The sequence below is a fragment of the Mucilaginibacter sp. GW821-FHT07H05 genome, from assembly GCF_059418485.1.
Genome location: NZ_JBWKPY010000001.1, coordinates 840,259 through 856,139, shown reverse-complemented (window position 1 = coordinate 856,139; position 15,881 = coordinate 840,259). Strand labels below are relative to the sequence as shown.

General features: G+C 43.0%; 17 protein-coding genes. 14 read left to right on the top strand and 3 right to left on the bottom strand.

The genetic code is table 11. From position 1 onward, the window contains the following. Nucleotides 1-19 precede the first annotated feature (19 nt). A complete protein-coding gene (locus tag AC07M6_RS03650) occupies nt 20-1,996 on the bottom strand; it encodes a DUF1800 domain-containing protein (RefSeq protein ID WP_494887557.1) in 1,977 nt (658 codons plus the stop codon). A gap of 253 nt (nt 1,997-2,249) precedes the next feature. On the opposite strand from AC07M6_RS03650, the gene AC07M6_RS03645 reads away from it, so the two are divergent. The 7 genes from AC07M6_RS03645 to AC07M6_RS03615 all read left to right on the top strand — a co-directional run bounded on the left by AC07M6_RS03645 (nt 2,250) and on the right by AC07M6_RS03615 (nt 11,037). After that, the gene (locus tag AC07M6_RS03645; RefSeq protein WP_494887556.1) at nt 2,250-3,023 is read left to right on the top strand and encodes an ABC transporter ATP-binding protein; all 774 of its coding nucleotides are present in this window, start codon (nt 2,250-2,252) and stop codon (nt 3,021-3,023) included. A 5-nt stretch (nt 3,024-3,028) separates the two neighbouring features. Further along, nucleotides 3,029-4,780, top strand: coding sequence for a hypothetical protein (locus AC07M6_RS03640; RefSeq protein WP_494887555.1), 1,752 nt, complete (start codon nt 3,029-3,031; stop codon nt 4,778-4,780). Continuing rightward, nucleotides 4,777-7,185, top strand: a complete 2,409-nt coding sequence (locus AC07M6_RS03635; RefSeq protein ID WP_494887554.1) for an alpha/beta hydrolase family protein — start codon at nt 4,777-4,779, stop codon at nt 7,183-7,185. The genes AC07M6_RS03640 and AC07M6_RS03635 overlap by 4 nt, the downstream gene beginning before the upstream one ends. A 7-nt stretch (nt 7,186-7,192) precedes the next feature. After that, nucleotides 7,193-7,600, top strand: a complete 408-nt coding sequence (locus AC07M6_RS03630; RefSeq protein ID WP_494887553.1) for a hypothetical protein — start codon at nt 7,193-7,195, stop codon at nt 7,598-7,600. A 126-nt stretch (nt 7,601-7,726) separates the two neighbouring features. Next, nucleotides 7,727-10,003 (top strand): ATP-dependent helicase, encoded by a 2,277-nt coding sequence (locus AC07M6_RS03625; protein ID WP_494887552.1) that lies wholly within the window; start codon nt 7,727-7,729, stop codon nt 10,001-10,003. Nucleotides 10,004-10,211: 208 nt separating this feature from the next. Beyond that, complete coding sequence (locus tag AC07M6_RS03620; protein WP_494887551.1) at nt 10,212-10,580, top strand: helix-turn-helix domain-containing protein; 369 nt, start codon at nt 10,212-10,214, stop codon at nt 10,578-10,580. A gap of 166 nt (nt 10,581-10,746) precedes the next feature. Beyond that, nucleotides 10,747-11,037 (top strand): hypothetical protein, encoded by a 291-nt coding sequence (locus tag AC07M6_RS03615; protein WP_494887550.1) that lies wholly within the window; start codon nt 10,747-10,749, stop codon nt 11,035-11,037. Between the two features lie 20 nt (nt 11,038-11,057). Here AC07M6_RS03615 and AC07M6_RS03610 read toward each other — a convergent pair whose 3' ends face one another. Next, entirely contained in the window at nt 11,058-12,488 is a 1,431-nt protein-coding gene (locus AC07M6_RS03610) for a tetratricopeptide repeat protein (RefSeq protein WP_494887549.1), read from the bottom strand. Nucleotides 12,489-12,742: 254 nt separating this feature from the next. Between AC07M6_RS03610 and AC07M6_RS03605 the strand changes: the two genes are divergently transcribed. From AC07M6_RS03605 to AC07M6_RS03575, 7 genes are all read left to right on the top strand, one after another. Further along, the gene (locus tag AC07M6_RS03605) at nt 12,743-12,946 is read left to right on the top strand and encodes a hypothetical protein (RefSeq protein WP_494887548.1); all 204 of its coding nucleotides are present in this window, start codon (nt 12,743-12,745) and stop codon (nt 12,944-12,946) included. A 54-nt stretch (nt 12,947-13,000) separates the two neighbouring features. Then, nucleotides 13,001-13,225: a hypothetical protein gene (locus AC07M6_RS03600; protein ID WP_494887547.1), complete on the top strand. Its 225-nt coding sequence runs from the start codon at nt 13,001-13,003 to the stop codon at nt 13,223-13,225. 51 nt (nt 13,226-13,276) lie between these two features. Next, the gene (locus AC07M6_RS03595; RefSeq protein ID WP_494887546.1) at nt 13,277-13,588 is read left to right on the top strand and encodes a hypothetical protein; all 312 of its coding nucleotides are present in this window, start codon (nt 13,277-13,279) and stop codon (nt 13,586-13,588) included. A gap of 55 nt (nt 13,589-13,643) precedes the next feature. Further along, nucleotides 13,644-13,838, top strand: a complete 195-nt coding sequence (locus AC07M6_RS03590) for a hypothetical protein (RefSeq protein WP_494887545.1) — start codon at nt 13,644-13,646, stop codon at nt 13,836-13,838. A gap of 61 nt (nt 13,839-13,899) precedes the next feature. Beyond that, complete coding sequence (locus AC07M6_RS03585; protein ID WP_494887544.1) at nt 13,900-14,127, top strand: hypothetical protein; 228 nt, start codon at nt 13,900-13,902, stop codon at nt 14,125-14,127. 59 nt (nt 14,128-14,186) lie between these two features. Beyond that, complete coding sequence (locus AC07M6_RS03580) at nt 14,187-14,417, top strand: hypothetical protein (RefSeq protein WP_494887543.1); 231 nt, start codon at nt 14,187-14,189, stop codon at nt 14,415-14,417. A gap of 59 nt (nt 14,418-14,476) precedes the next feature. Then, on the top strand, nt 14,477-14,659 hold the full coding sequence (locus AC07M6_RS03575) for a hypothetical protein (protein WP_494887542.1): 183 nt from the start codon (nt 14,477-14,479) through the stop codon (nt 14,657-14,659). 198 nt (nt 14,660-14,857) lie between these two features. Here the strand turns inward: AC07M6_RS03575 and AC07M6_RS03570 are convergent, their stop codons facing one another. Then, nucleotides 14,858-15,772 (bottom strand): SGNH/GDSL hydrolase family protein, encoded by a 915-nt coding sequence (locus tag AC07M6_RS03570; RefSeq protein WP_494887541.1) that lies wholly within the window; start codon nt 15,770-15,772, stop codon nt 14,858-14,860. Nucleotides 15,773-15,881: the final 109 nt, after the last annotated feature.

Genomic DNA, 15,881 nt, shown 5'->3' with positions numbered 1-15,881 from the left:
TTTTATTTTAATAGGGTGATTATCTTCTTTGAAACTCGGGCGAACCAACAATAATACCAACCACCTGCGCTAACATGGTGTTATTGCCCTGTGCAGTTTGCTGGGCCTGGTATCCGTTCTTTTTACCAAAGTTCTTTTTGCCAGCCTTGCCTTGTTGTGTATCGGCTGCCATCATCATATCCGGACTGCCGGCACTCATATCCTGCTTGGGAGCAGCTTTTTCGGCCGCGTCATTTATCTTTTGCGATAAGGTCGGATCATTCAGCATGGGGGTTAACTGCTTAATGGTAGCTTCGGTATTACGCTCGGGCATAATCAGCTTACTGTAAGTGCGCAGCGCGGCCTCGGGGCTTTCGGGCTCGTGATGATTATTCAGCGCGGCCAGATCAATCCTTACACCCGGGATCCTTTGCGATGCCAGCGCCAAACCAAAGTTCATGCGGTTAAGCAGGGCGCCGGTATTGATCCAGTACTGGCCTTTATCCGGGAAACCGGTTGGCGCCTGGTAGGCATACATTTTTTGGCCCATTTTATTGGCCCAGCTATATAACTGAAAAGGCTGATAGATTTGTCCGTTTAAGCTGCGTATTGAACTGATCACCAACTCGAACGGTGATTTTGTTTTTTCGCGTACCGATGAAGTATTCCAAAACTCAGGCGCCGATGCCATGGTTATCATTACCTCGCGGATATCGCCGTCTTTATCTTTAAATGTTTTTGCCATTTTGTCCAGCAAGCTTTGCGGCGGGGCATCGCTCACAAAACGCACAGCCAGTTTTTTAGTAATAAATTTGGCTGTTGACGCATGGTGTGCCAGCATATTTAATAAATCCACTCCTTCCTGGTAACCTTCGTTACCAAAGTGCTGGCCTAATACAACCTTATTACCGGTATCGTGCCTGCTGGCTGCAAACAGGAAATCGCCGTCGTGAATAAAGCCACGTTCTTTCATTTTTTCTTCGCCACCCATACGTACTAATTGCTGCATCATGCCGGCCCCGCCGCCGCCATATTCTCCCATGGGGTAAACGGTCCAGCCGGTTAACACCCGGGCTGCTTGTGTAACATCCTGCTGGGTATAGCCGCCATCCACACCAAGGGTGTGCAGCTCCATTACCTCGCGCGCATAGTTTTCGTTCAGTCCCTGCGCCTTACGTGCCTTTTGCAATTTTTTCATGGCCTCGGCCATTTGCGGGTTATCGGCGGCCTGTTTTTGCAGCATATCAATACGGCGCTGGGCCTGTGGGGTATTCTGGTTGGCATTAGCGCCCGAGCTTGAAAAATTATCGAGGTAATACAGCATAGCCGGCGATTTGGCGGTGGCCAGCAGCAGATCGCCAAACTTACCGGTTACATTCGGGCGGATCACATCACGCTCGTATGCCGGGATAAACTCGGCACAATCGTTTTTGGTAGTGGATACATTAAAGTGGTTAAACCAAAAATCGGTCAGTACCTCACGTAACTGGTTATTGCTATAAGCTGCGCGCAGCACCTTTTGGTTATATAACTGGCGGAATAATTCCTGCGTCGGTTTTAAACCTTTCTTTTGCATATAAGCGGCCAGTTCGTCGCGGTATTCTTTCCTGTCAACCCTTGCCGAATCTTTGTTAATAACGCCGTCTCTTACGGCCATACGCAGGGCAGCGCCGCCACGTGGATATATAGCCGCTATTTCAGTATTGCTTAGTTTTAAAGCATCATATTGATTTAATAATGTGTTCACCGAATCATCCGGAAGGTTACCATCCAATTGTTGCTCGAACCATTTTTCGAGCCCCATTTTTACCACCGCGTCAATTTGACCGGGCGTTGGCCCGTAACTAAAGCGACTTAATAAATGCGCCGCGGCCTGTCGCTCTGTTAATCCATATTGTTTGTAAGGGAATACCAAACGCGCCTTACCGGCTTTACGAACAGCCAGGAATGATGATAGCACGGCAATACCGCACAGCATCAATACCAATAAGCAGAAGTATTTTAACGGAGTTTTCATAATATGATTCAGTTATTTAATAGGTGTATGTACAATCAGACTGCAACTGATGCCCTAAGGTTTAATTGTATATACATAAAATTATGATTTTTCGCTGACAAAAAGCTTTACACCCTTTTCTGATGCCGCTTTTGTAATAATTTAACACTTTATGCATCTAAAAAGTTACATGATCATTGGTGTAAAATATGGCCCATATCAATGCCATCATGCATTTTTTTGTAACTTAACCCTCCAAATAACTACCCCACTTATGAATGATAAGCCCCTAATCCAGATCAGGAACCTATCTAAATCGTATGGTTCAAAGCTGGCTATCAAACACCTTACACTTGATATATTTCCCGGCCAGGTAATTGGCTATATAGGCCCTAACGGCGCAGGCAAATCTACCACGGTAAAAGTACTGACCGGACTGATCCCCGATTTTAACGGCGAAGTGATTGTTGACGGCATTAACATGACCCAAAATCCGCAGGAGATAAAAAAAATGATAGGCTACGTGCCCGAAAACGCCGAGATATACGATGTACTAACCCCTATGGAATATCTTGATTTTATTGGCAAGCTATATAACATGGAAGAAAAGGTGTTGTACGATCGCGCCAAAAAACTGCTGACGGCTTTTGGCCTGGGCGAAAATATGGATAACCGCATGGATACCTTTAGCAAGGGTATGAAACAAAAAGTGCTGCTGATATCGGGCATTATCCACAACCCTAAGATCATTGTGCTGGACGAACCACTTTCGGGTTTGGATGCCAACGCGGTGATTATGATCAAAGAATTGATCGTACGGTTAAAGGAAGAAGGCAAAACGATCTTCTACTGCTCGCACATGATGGATGTGGTAGAGAAGGTATCAGACCGTATCCTGCTCATTAATAAAGGCGAAATTATTGCCGATGGTACTTTCGAATCGCTGAAGCAAAACCATGCCGACACCCTGGAGCAGATCTTCGCCAAGCTAACCGGCCGCGAGGGATCGGGCACGGAAGCTGATGCTATTATTAACTCTTTTGATTAAGGGCGATGGATAAGATATTTTTACGCTTAGTGGGCTCATTTGATCCTTTGCTGCAAAAAGCCGGGGTAAATACCGATCAGCTACACACCATTTTGCGCGTTAAACTGCTGATGGATAACCGCCGCCCGCGTACCCTTTTTGCCAAAAAACGCAGTAATACCTCATCGGTCACCAACCCGTGGATGGTTACTTTTTTTACCGTATTAATGGGCTTTTTTATTGGCCTGCTATTGTTTTTCACCAATATGCCACTGGCCGGGCACACTTTTTACTTCACCATTTTTATGGTGCTGATGTGCTTTACGCTGGTATCTGATTTTACTACGGTACTGATAGACACCCGCGACCAGTTTATCCTGCTGCCAAGGCCCGTGGACGACAGGACAATTGCCGTGTCGCGCATATTACACATTACCATTTACGTATTAAGGCTGGCCTTATTCCAGGGCTTGCCGGGCATCATTATGGTAGGGTTTGTTGATAAAAGTGTGATATCGCCCATTGTTATTCTGGTAGAGATACTGGAAGCTACTTTTTTAAGCATCTTGTTTGTCAACCTGATTTACCTGGCTATGATGCGCTCGGTTAACCCCCAGCGTTTTAAGGATCTGATCAGTTACTTCCAGATCATTTTTTCTACCCTGATATTTGCTGTTTACTATTTATTACCACGGCTGGTAGATTTCGCGGTGTTGAGGAATATCACACTGCTTAACCATTGGTGGGCCTATATTTTACCACCGGTTTGGATATCCGCGCTTAATGCCGTTGTGGTCCACCCGTCGCAAATAACGGTTGTTACGGCTTTACTGGCATTAGCAGGCCTGGTAACCCCGGTAATTGGTTTATGGCTGGTAGTTAAGGTATTGGCGCCCGGCTTTAACAAAAGGCTGGCGGTACTGGCCACATCCGATGGCACAGATACCACCAACAGCGCGGCTGTAAAAAAAGTATACAAACAAGACTTCAGGGACAAGGTTGCCAACTTTATCAGCCCCGATCCTGTTGAAAATGCCGGCTTCCGCATTACCTGGAAACTGGCCGCCCGTACCCGCGAATTTAAGATGAAGGCCTACCCATCATTTGGTTTTGTGCCGATTATGTTCCTGTATTTTACGCTGAGCGGCAAGGGCCTTAGCATGGGGCAAAAAATATCGAAGATCCAGGATGGATCGGCCTATGTTTTGCTTATCTATCTGAGCACTATCGTATTGTCGTCCATGCTAACCTACATTACACAATCCGAAAAGTATAAATCGGCCTGGGTTTATTACGCCTTGCCTATTGGCCAGCCGGGTAAAATATTATCGGGCATGTACAAGGCTATTGTTACCCTTTACTTTTTGCCGTTTGTGCTGATTTTAGGTGCGGCAATGGTGTTTGTATGGGGCCCTCAGGTGATTAACGATATTATCCTGGCTTTTTTAATCAGCACAATTTATGGTATCCTGATAGCCTTATTTACCGTGAGGGGATTACCCTTCTCTAAACCGGTATTGGCCAAACAGGGCGGCAGGGCTATATCCAACCTGGTTACGCTGGCCCTGGTAGGTGTGTTGGGCTGGGGCCACTATTTAGTGGTTAAATGGGAAATGGTGGTATGGATAGCTATTGTACCTGTAGCAGGGATTTTGTGGATCATGCTGCATTATTATAAAAAAACAAGCTGGAATGATTTAGAATCGTTTGAAGAGAACGAGATAGAAAAACCACCACCCTCCAAAAAAACCCAAAAACCAATATTTCAAATCAAATGAAAAAAATCGCGATTTACCTGTTACTGCTGCTAAGCGCGGCCGCAACAAAGGCCCAGGATGCCGTTAGTTACCAAATGCCGCCAAAAGTTATGGCCGACCTGCTGCTGGCCAAGCCAACGCCCGCCGTAAGTATCGACTCGAAAGCCGAATGGATGCTGCTGAGCGAACGTAACCCCTACCCATCGGTTGAGGAACTGGCCCGGCCCGAATTGCGGATTGCCGGCTTACGTATCGACCCGAATAACTTTTCGTTAAGCAGGCAAAGCTTCATTAATAACTTCACGCTGAAGAATATAAAAACAGGTAAAAGCTATACTATAACAGGTTTGCCATCGCCGCTGTATGCCAATGGTGTTACCTGGAGCCCCGACGAGCATAAAATTGCTTTCACCCAAACCACCCGTAAATCGGTTGATCTGTATGTGATCAATGTGCTTACGCAAAAAGCCATGAAGGTAAATAAGCGCGCCTTAAACGTAGTGCTTGGCAATGGCGTGGTTTGGACGGATAATAACACCATGCTTTATAAAGTGGCCAGCAAGCCCGTAGCCATGGCACCGGCCCAGCCATTAACACCCAAAGGCCCAACTGTGCAGCAAAATTTAGGTAAAGCCGCCCCAAGCGCTACTTACGAGGATTTGATCAAATCGCCCTATGACGAGCAATTGTTTGAGTTTTACGGTACAGCGCAATTGGTGCATAACAAAAATGGTGTGGAAACAGCTATCGGCAAACCGGCCATTTATATCGGGACTACCTTATCGCCCGATAAGCAGTTTATGATGGTACGCACTATTCAAAAACCATACTCTTATTTAGTAACCAGCGGCGGCTTTCCGTCAACCGTATACATTGCCGACCTGACCGGTAAAGTGGTTAAAACATTAGCCATATTGCCATCAACCGAGGGCAGGCCATCGGGCAGCGATAACACCCAAAATGTGCCGCGTAGTTTTGACTGGCGCGATGATGAACCGGCTACCATTACCTGGGCACAACCGCTGGACAGCGGCCTGATCAAAAAGAAGGTTGATTTTCATGATGCCGTATATGAGCTTAATTCGCCATTTAAAGGCGAGCCTAAGGAATTGTTTAAAACACAATACCGTTACCGTGGTATTACCTGGGGCAACGCATCGTTGGCTTTAGTTAACGAGGGGATGCGATCTAAACAGGTGAACAGGGTATCTACCTTTAACCCAACCACCGGCAAGCTGGAAACTTTGTACGAGCGCAGCCAGACCGACGCTTATAACAATCCCGGCACACCGGTATTAACTAAAAACAAATATGGCCGCGATGTGATCCATACTACCGATAACGGCACCAAAATTTTGATGAACAATGTTACCGGCGCCTCAAAAAACGGCGATCTGCCTTTCCTGGCTAAGTTTGACCTGGGCACCAAAAAGAACGAGATCATCTGGCGCTGCACCGAAGGGCATTACGAAATGGTGGTTGATGTGCTTGATCCTGATAAACTGGTATTGTTAACCCGTCGCGAATCGCAAACCGAGGTTCCTAACTATTATATAAAAAACCTGGTGCTGCGTATAGCCGACCGCCAGATCACTAACTTTACCAATCCTTACCCGCAACTGGAAGGGGTTACTAAGGAAAAGATCAAATATAAACGTGCCGATGGCATTGACCTGACCGGCGACCTGTACCTGCCCAAAGGTTATAATAAGGAAAAAGACGGCCCCTTGCCAGTGTTGATATGGGCCTACCCTGCCGAATACAATTCGGCCGATGACGCGGCACAGATCCGCGGTTCTAAAGACCGCTTTACATTAATTGGCGGTGGCAGCCCCATATTTTTTGTAACACAGGGCTATGCTATTTTAAACAATGCCGAAATGCCTATTGTAGCCAAAGCAGGCAAAAAACCTAACGACAGCTTTGTAGAGCAATTGGAATTAAATGCCGAGGCCGCCATCAACAAATTAGCCGAAATGGGCGTAGGCGATAAAAACCGTGTGGCTGTTGGCGGGCATAGCTACGGCGCGTTTATGACGGCTAACTTACTGGCCCACACCAAATTATTTAAAGCTGGCCTGGCCGAAAGCGGCGCGTACAACCGTACCCTTACCCCTTTTGGTTTCCAAAACGAGGAGCGTACCTATTGGGATGACCCGAAACTATATTACGATATGAGTCCGTTTAGCTTTGCCGATAAAATTAAAACCCCTATCCTGCTCATCCATGGCGAGGCCGACGATAACCCCGGTACCTTCCCTATTAACAGCGAGCGTTTGTTTGCAGCTATTAAAGGTTTGGGTGGTACGGTAAGGTTTGTATATCTGCCTTTTGAGGCCCATGGCTATCGTGGTAAGGAAAACCTTTTACACAAACTATGGGAGCAAAATACATGGCTTGATAAGTATGTAAAAAACGCGAAATAGCCATTGAATGAATATAACAGCTAAATTAAAATGGGCCAGGTTTATCATGCTGCTTGCAGCAATTTACAACCTGTTTTGGGGCGCTGTTATTTCACTTTATCCGCAAGTATTATTGTTTGGAAACCCGCCTACCAGCTTCCTGCTCATCATATTAAGATGCATTGGGATGCTGGTAGGTGTTTACGGCATTGCTTACTGGTTTGCCTCGCGCAACCCGCAGCGTTATTGGCCGCTGATACTGGTGGGTTTCATTGGTAAATTCCTGGGGCCGTTTGGTTCGGTGTATTATATTTACATTGGCCAGTTGCCGGTTAGTTTTTTGTGGGTGAACGTTTGGAACGATCTGATCTGGCTATTCCCTTTTGCCTGGATCATGTATTTTGTGCTGATGGAGGAAACAAGTAGAGACAGATGATTATCTGTCTCTTTTAGTTTTAAGGTTGTGAATATCCGGCAAACTGTGTAAAACCTTTCGCCTTTATACTTTCAGCTTTCGGCTTAAAAATTTAATTTCGCTGTTTCAAGAAAAGAGGAAACAGATTTGGATTACTTACAGGGATTAAACCCCGAACAAAGAGGAGCTGTACTACAATTAAAGGGCCCGGTAATGATCATTGCCGGTGCCGGATCGGGCAAAACACGGGTAATTACCTATCGCGTGGCGCATCTGGTACGCAGTGGTGTCGATTCTTTCAATATACTGGTTTTAACATTTACCAATAAGGCCGCCAAGGAAATGCGCGAGCGCATTACCCACGTGGTAGGCACCGAGGCCAAAAACATCTGGATGGGCACCTTCCACTCGGTGTTTGCCAAAATACTGCGTGTAGAAGCCGATAAGCTGGGCTATCCCAATAACTTTACCATTTACGATACCGACGACAGCAAGAGCGTACTGCGGGCCATTTTGAAAGAGATGAACCTGGACGATAAGCTGTACAGCGCCAACTTTGTATACAACCGCATTTCGGCAGCTAAAAACAATTTAATATCGTGGATGGAATATGCCCAGAACGAGCAGATCCAGGCTGACGATAGTTCGAGCGGGCGCCCGTTTTTGGGTAAGATCTACGAAACTTATGCCCAGCGCTGCTATAAAGCCGGCGCAATGGATTTTGACGATTTGCTGTTTAAAACCAACGAGCTATTAAAACGCTACCCTGAGGTACTGAACAAATACCAGCATAAGTTTAAATACATTATGGTGGATGAGTATCAGGATACCAACTTTTCGCAATACCTCATTGTTAAAAAACTGGCTGCCGTTACCGAGAACATTTGCGTGGTGGGCGATGATGCGCAAAGTATCTATGCTTTCCGTGGCGCCAATATTCAAAACATCCTGAACTTTGAAAAGGATTACCCGGATGTAAAGGTGTTTAAACTGGAGCAAAATTACCGTAGTACCCAAAACATTGTAAATATTGCCAACAGTATCATTGCCAACAATAAAGAGCAACTAAAAAAGAACGTTTTCAGTGAGAACGAGGTTGGCGATAAAATTAAGATCATGCGGGCCTTCAGCGATAACGAGGAAGGCAAAATAGTGGCCGAAGCCATTATGCAGGAACGCAGCACCAAAGGACTTAAATGGAATGATTTTGCCATTTTATACCGTACCAACGCCCAATCAAGGGCGATGGAGGAAGCCTTGCGTAAAATGGGTACACCTTATAAAATTTATGGGGGCCTCTCCTTTTATCAGCGTAAGGAGATAAAAGACCTGATAGCGTATTTCCGCCTCACCTTTAATCCTAACGATGAGGTAGCCATGAAGCGGGTAATTAACTATCCAAAACGTGGCATTGGCGATACTACAGTTGATAATATCATTATCAGCGCCGATAAACACCAGGTAACTAATTGGGAAGTAATTACCAATACAGCCCAATACCTGGATGGCCGTAGTTCGGGACAGGTTGCTGCTTTTGGTACACTGATCCAAAGCTTCCAGGTAATTGGCAAAAATATGTCGGCGTATGATGCTGCATTGCATATCGCGCAGCACTCAGGCCTATTAAAGGACCTCTACGAGGATAAATCGATAGAGGGCCTTAACCGTTACGAGAATATCCAGGAGTTACTGAACGGTATCAAGGAGTTCTCGGAGCGTGAGGATATCGAAGATAAGGGCCTGGATGTGTTTATGCAGGATATTGCTTTGCTAACTAACGACGATAACGATAAAAATCCCGATGCCGATACCGTATCACTCATGACCATCCACTCATCCAAAGGGTTAGAATTTCCGCAGGTATACGTGGTGGGTTTGGAAGAGAACCTTTTCCCATCGCAAATGTCGCTTAACTCGCGCAGCGATCTGGAAGAAGAGCGCAGGCTGTTTTACGTGGCCGTTACGCGGGCTAAAAGTAAACTGAGCATTAGCTATGCTACATCGAGGTTTAAATTCGGCACGCTGATCAGTTGCGAGCCGAGCCGTTTTTTGGATGAGATTGATGCCAAGTATCTGGAATTAGACTTTACCGCCAAACCAGCTGCCAGTTCGTTTTTTGATGACGAGCGCGCCGCCTGGAGCCGCAAGTCAGACACGTTTTCAAAACCTAAGGCACCTACCCCATCAGCGCCGCCAAAAACAACATCTATACTGGCTAAAGCACACGTGCCTACCCCAGGCTTTGCACCATCGGATACATCCAAATTACAAACCGGCATGGAGGTTGAACATGAGCGCTTTGGCTTTGGTAAAGTGCTGCAGTTAGAAGGTAATAAACCGGATATTAAAGCCACCATATTTTTTAAAGAAATTGGCCAAAAGCAGTTGCTGCTGAAATTTGCCAAGCTGCGTATAGTAAATTAATGCGTTTAATCAGCATGTAAATTATCAGCGGCAATTGTGAGCAATAATTAACAAACTGCACATAATTACACATTAAGTGGGGATATTATTCCCCACTTTTAAATCTATAATTTAATATTGTATTTTTTATGCTATATGGAGGCTTTTACACTTATGGCATAGCTTTTGGTTATATTTGGTAACCAAATTAATTAAATTATTGATTACCATGAACGAGAACTTCAAAACCCAATCAAACAAATCGGTAGGTAAAAACATACGGGCCGTAAGGCACCAGCATAACTGGAGCCAGGAAGATGTCGCCAATAAATTAGGCATCTCTATCCCCGCCTTTTCAAAAATTGAAACAGGTATTACCGATATCAATTTATCAAGACTGCAACAAATTGCTGATGTTTTTGAAATGAACCTGGTACAATTGCTGGCGTTTGAAGACATACAGGACGAATACCAATCAACCCACTTACTGGATGCCCGGAAAAAACTGGAAACCTGCGAAGGCGAAATTGTAGAGCTGCAACGCAAAGTAATTGGCCTGTATGAAGAATTACGCTACAAAAATGTGACGGCTGTTTAATAAAACCTACAATTAAACTTTCCCATTTTTAACCTATTGGTAAATTAAATAACCTATAACTATTAATTTTTAGTGCTACTTAGTATCTGATTATTTTGACCGCTAACTGAACCTTTTGGTAGACTAATTGCGTACACAAGGCTATATATCCATAATTATATAGCCTATGAAAACGAATTATTTCATATCAATTGGCCAGAATAGTGTTGCACAGCATAACACCATACACGACCCCTGCACGAAGTTAAAAGTTAAAGTAACCAACCTTGTAAAATCACAATTTAAACCACGCGACGGCGAGGTGCAGTATTTTGTAACATCGGGTAGTGAAAAACTGGCGTTTGAAACACAGGGTTATAACAAGCACCGTAATATGCTTATTTTACAAATGATAGCTACCTACTGCGTGTACCTTGGGTTACTGGATGCACGTTTTCATTCAACGCTGCCCTATTAAACTGTGTTGGTCACAGTTAATTAAAAGCCCGCACGGTCGGGGTCGTGCAGCATATCGCTCATATTGATAATTTTATCATCAATTTCCGATACGCACTTGTTCATCATATTAATACATTCCTTTTTATCAACCAGACCCTCCTTTTCCAGGTTCATCAGGCCTTTAAGGGTTGCGATAGGCCCGCGTATCTGATGCGACAGATAGGATGAATATTCGGATAGCTTTTTGTTTTTGATCTGCAGGTCCTTGGTACGCTCGTCAATAATTTCCTCCAGGTGATGATTAATACGGTCGAGGTTATCCTTCTGTCGAGATACCTCTTCATTAAGTTCGGATAGCTTCTTATTAGTCTGCGTTTTACGCTTTACACTTACCACCAATAAAATAGTTAAAATAATAAGTAAACCCGAAGCTACAGCCGTTCCCCATAAAAGGAACAACGTATTATTTTGCTTAATAATAGTAAATTGCTGATTGCGTATTTTAGTTTCCTTTTTATGGTTCTCGTTTAAAAGATCGATCTTTTTGGATACGTAAACAGAATAGTCGGCGCTGTCCAGCTTATAAATATTGGTAAGGTAGGCTAATGCTTTTTCGTAATTTTTACGCTTATATTCTAACTGGTAACGGGTATATTTATAATCGTAATCCATCTTTTTATTTTGCGAATAAGATGAACCTTCGTTGATATATGCTTCTGCCTCAGCAAATTTACCTTCGGCTATATAAATATCTGTCAGTGTAAGATCGATGCTGGATATCGTAGCATTCATATCCAGTTTTTTGGCCCCGGCGTTGGCCTGCAGCAACATGCCCTTGGCTTTATCGTACTGGCCTAAACTATAATAAGCCACACCTGTGTTTTGAAGGCAGCTGATCAGGTTTACATCGTCGTGCAGGTTGGCAAACATCTTCCTGCTGATATCAAACTCGGCCAAAGCGTCAGGATATTGTTTTTTACGCAAATATACATTACCAATATTTAAGTGCAGCGAGGCAAGCAGGGTGGTATCCTTAAGGCTAACCGCAATGCTTAAGCCTTGCTTAAAGTAAGTTAGCGCCCTGTCATATTCATTATCACGATATAAATTTCCAATATTATTATAAACCTTTGCTATACCATTTTTGTTATGTGCATCAGTAAAATGAATTAAGGCTTCCATATAACTGTCAATGGCGCCAACCTGATCATACTGATACCCCAGGCCTATACCAATTACACGGCAGGCTTCGCCCATACCATTATTATATCTTAATTTTGTGGCCAGGGCTAAAGCTTTATTACCAAGCGCAACTGTCTTAGTAGCTTCAGACAGACGGGCTTTGTAAGCTTCTTTATTTAACCTTATCACTTCGTTGGTATCCTGAGCTGTAACATTTTGACTACCAAACACGTACAACGGAGCAAACAAGATGAATAAAAGGAAATAACCTAAATAATTAATTTTCATCAGTGGTAATAAAGAAATAAACTTGTGCCTGAAATTATAGAATTTAACATTAATAATTCTGCTTAATACGTACTAAACTAATAAAAGATATGTAAAATAATTTTGTTAACATTTTTTTTTAATTAAAAAAACATTTATACATTTGTACCATTGGTTTAAATAAGTGCCATAAAACACTTATTAACAGTAAGTTATAATGTTTATTTGAATGACTTTCTATGTTTAATTTTTCAAATTTTAAAACACACAATACAATGAAAAAACTAACTTTTAGCATCATCGCACTAGGTACCATTATGCTATCGGCTTTTACTAAAGATATCCGCCAGCAAAAAACAGTTTCGCACAGTAACAGTATAAAACAGGCCGTTGTTAATTTAAGCAGCAATGATTTTGTTACTAAGCACCAAAATGGCAATAAGGCCAATCTATCGCAAGCCGATGGCGGCGATCAATAACATCCCCTAACCAATAAATTATTGATTAAACGCGTATCCAGCACCCCAAAAAATATGAAAAAATTGATACTTGCAGCAGCTGTAGTATTTAGTACCGCAGTATGCTCATCATGCACTAAAGAGAGTGTAGCCCCAACTCCAAAGGCCATTAAACTGGCAACCGGCGACAAAGGAAACCTGTCGCAAGCTGATTTTGTAAGTGATCCTGATGCCACCACTCCCCCTGCCATTAGCGACAAAGGAAACCTGTCGCAAGCCGATGGCGATGGCGGACACTAAGAACTATCATCCGAATTTCAATTAATTGTACAAAACTTAAAATAAAAGATCATGAAAAAATTAATACTTGCAGCAGCCATCATATTCACAGTAGCACTGTCATCATGCACTAAAGAAAACGTAGCCCCAGCATCAGCAGCACCAACATTAACATCATTTAAACTGGCAACCGGCGATAAAGGAAACCTGTCCCAAGCCGATTTTGTAACCGATTCAGTTGCCCGTACCGGCGATAAAGGAAACCTGTCACAAGCTGATTTCACAGCATCATCTGCTACGCTTGCCGGTGATAAAGGAAACCTTTCACAGGCCGATCTTGCAACCGACAAAGAGAAAACATCGAAAACCAAAACGTCCTACTAATCACATCAATAAATTCAATTAACCCAGATAAAATAATATTAAAATATAAAACATCATGAAAAAATTAATCCTGGCAGTAGCCGTAATATTCTCAGTAGCGCTTTCATCATGCACTAAAGAAAACGTAGCCCCAGCATCAACTCCAAAAGCAACTAAGCTGGCAACCGGCGATAAAGGAAACCTGTCGCAAGCCGATTTCACAGGCGATAAAGGAAATTTATCACAAGCTGATGGTACCGGCGGTAATTAATAAATACCAATTATAAAGTTCAACAACCCCAATAAAATAATATTAAAATATATAAAACATCATGAAAAAATTAATCCTGGCAGCAGCCGTAATATTCTCAGTAGCGCTTTCATCTTGCACCAAAGAAAATGTGGCCCCAACATCAGCACCAAAATCATTTAAGCTGGCAACCGGCGATAAAGGCAACCTGTCGCAAGCTGATTTTACAGGCGATTCAACTTCAACTACGCTTTCTTACACTGGCGATAAAGGAAACTTATCACAAGCTGATGGTACCGGTGGTAATTAATAAATACCAATTATAAAGTTCAATAACCCCAATAAAATAATATTAAAATATAAAATATAATGAAAAAAATAATCCTGGCAGCAGCCATCATATTCTCAGTAGCGCTTTCATCATGTACCAAAGAAAACGTAGCTCCAACATCAACACCAAAATCATTTAAGCTGGCAACCGGCGATAAAGGAAACCTTTCGCAAGCTGATTTTACAGGCGACTCAACCTCAACTGCAATGTCTTACACCGGCGATAAAGGAAACCTATCACAAGCCGATTTTACAACCGGCGATCATTAAGATCCGCAACCAATTAGATTATAGTTTTTATACACATCATTATTATTAATAAAAACATCATGAAAAAATTAGTTATTATATTAGGTATTATCCTAACATCAGGCATTGCAGCTTTAGCTTTATCTCTGGATAAAAGATCTGAAACAAAAACCGCGCAGGTAAAAGCCGATAAGGATGATTTGGCAAGCGTTAAAACCCAGTCGTTCGGCAGCGTTAAAAACAACATTTCAAACGCCGATTAATTAGGTGTTTGAAAGTTTGTGTTATGGTGGCGAAGCCTTTGCTTAAGGCTTATTTCCCGTGCTATGTTTAAATATTATACCTCCGGCGTACTTTTTCGCTGGGGATAATTTTAGCGAATGTGTTTTGTGATAGCTTTTACTAAAGCTATGGCAGAGTTAAAGGATGATGATCTGTGAGTTAAAACGCGGCAACGTGCGCTATTTTACAATTAACAGTTTTTTACTTAACTGCCGGCCGCCTACACGCATTACATAAATGTACATGCCGGCGCTAAGGTCGCCAAGGCTGGCCTGTATTTCATGATAGCCTGCTCCCTGGTATTCATCGGCAAGGGTGCGTACAGGCTTACCTAACATATTATACAATATAATTTGCACTTTACCTGCCTGCGATAGGCTATATCCAATACGGGTAATATCGCGCACCGGGTTAGGATAATTTTGGCCGATACCTATCAGCAACAGCTTTTCTTCAATTGCTTCATTTATCGCATCAAACATTACAAAACTAATTAACTTGTAACCTTTGGCATTAGGGTGCACAAGGTCCTGGTAAAGGCTAAAATCGCGCCCAAGCGACTGATTGACATCGGCCAGGTAAATATGGTAATCCATAGTCAACCGTTTATAAAGGCTATTAATTTGCTTTACCACCAGGTTACAGTTTTTCAAAAACTGGTTATCCTTATCGTTGTAAAATTGTATGGTACCAATAATGGGGATCAGGTTATGTTTTAACGATTCTTCGATATAATACCGCATATTTTTTTCGGTATCAGATAGCTTCATCTTTTTATTTACAATAGCCTGTGCATCGTTAGCGCCCATTAAGATAATTATAAAACCAGTGCGGTTTTCAATTGCCTTTGGGAAACGTGTTAAACCCTGTGTGGTAGTTTCGCCGCCAATACCATTATTGGTGATATCAATGATTTTACCGGTATAACAATTCTCAAAATTTTGCCGCAGGTTGTCCTGAAAACCAAAACCACCAACACCGGCTATTGTACTGGCGCCAAAGGTGGTGATATTGATACTATCCTTGCTGTAAAAACGGGCGGCGGAACTGCAATTCGGCGTTTGAGCACGCGCCGATATGAAAGAGGAGATCAAAATAAGTGTAGCGTAAATTATCTGCCGATAATTACTATTATTCCTTTTCAAAGCCTAACCAATAGTATTTAACAAATATACAAATTACCACAATATTAATAGCCTAACA

Coding starts and splice junctions, on each gene's coding strand:
- AC07M6_RS03575 (WP_494887542.1), top strand. CDS start 14,477: ATGAAAAAATTAGTTATTATATTAGGTATTATCCTAACATCAGGCATT.
- AC07M6_RS03640 (WP_494887555.1), top strand. CDS start 3,029: ATGGATAAGATATTTTTACGCTTAGTGGGCTCATTTGATCCTTTGCTG.
- AC07M6_RS03585 (WP_494887544.1), top strand. CDS start 13,900: ATGAAAAAATTAATCCTGGCAGCAGCCGTAATATTCTCAGTAGCGCTT.
- AC07M6_RS03630 (WP_494887553.1), top strand. CDS start 7,193: ATGAATATAACAGCTAAATTAAAATGGGCCAGGTTTATCATGCTGCTT.
- AC07M6_RS03610 (WP_494887549.1), bottom strand. CDS start 12,488: ATGAAAATTAATTATTTAGGTTATTTCCTTTTATTCATCTTGTTTGCT.
- AC07M6_RS03645 (WP_494887556.1), top strand. CDS start 2,250: ATGAATGATAAGCCCCTAATCCAGATCAGGAACCTATCTAAATCGTAT.
- AC07M6_RS03605 (WP_494887548.1), top strand. CDS start 12,743: ATGAAAAAACTAACTTTTAGCATCATCGCACTAGGTACCATTATGCTA.
- AC07M6_RS03590 (WP_494887545.1), top strand. CDS start 13,644: ATGAAAAAATTAATCCTGGCAGTAGCCGTAATATTCTCAGTAGCGCTT.
- AC07M6_RS03600 (WP_494887547.1), top strand. CDS start 13,001: ATGAAAAAATTGATACTTGCAGCAGCTGTAGTATTTAGTACCGCAGTA.
- AC07M6_RS03580 (WP_494887543.1), top strand. CDS start 14,187: ATGAAAAAAATAATCCTGGCAGCAGCCATCATATTCTCAGTAGCGCTT.
- AC07M6_RS03615 (WP_494887550.1), top strand. CDS start 10,747: ATGAAAACGAATTATTTCATATCAATTGGCCAGAATAGTGTTGCACAG.
- AC07M6_RS03595 (WP_494887546.1), top strand. CDS start 13,277: ATGAAAAAATTAATACTTGCAGCAGCCATCATATTCACAGTAGCACTG.
- AC07M6_RS03620 (WP_494887551.1), top strand. CDS start 10,212: ATGAACGAGAACTTCAAAACCCAATCAAACAAATCGGTAGGTAAAAAC.
- AC07M6_RS03650 (WP_494887557.1), bottom strand. CDS start 1,996: ATGAAAACTCCGTTAAAATACTTCTGCTTATTGGTATTGATGCTGTGC.
- AC07M6_RS03635 (WP_494887554.1), top strand. CDS start 4,777: ATGAAAAAAATCGCGATTTACCTGTTACTGCTGCTAAGCGCGGCCGCA.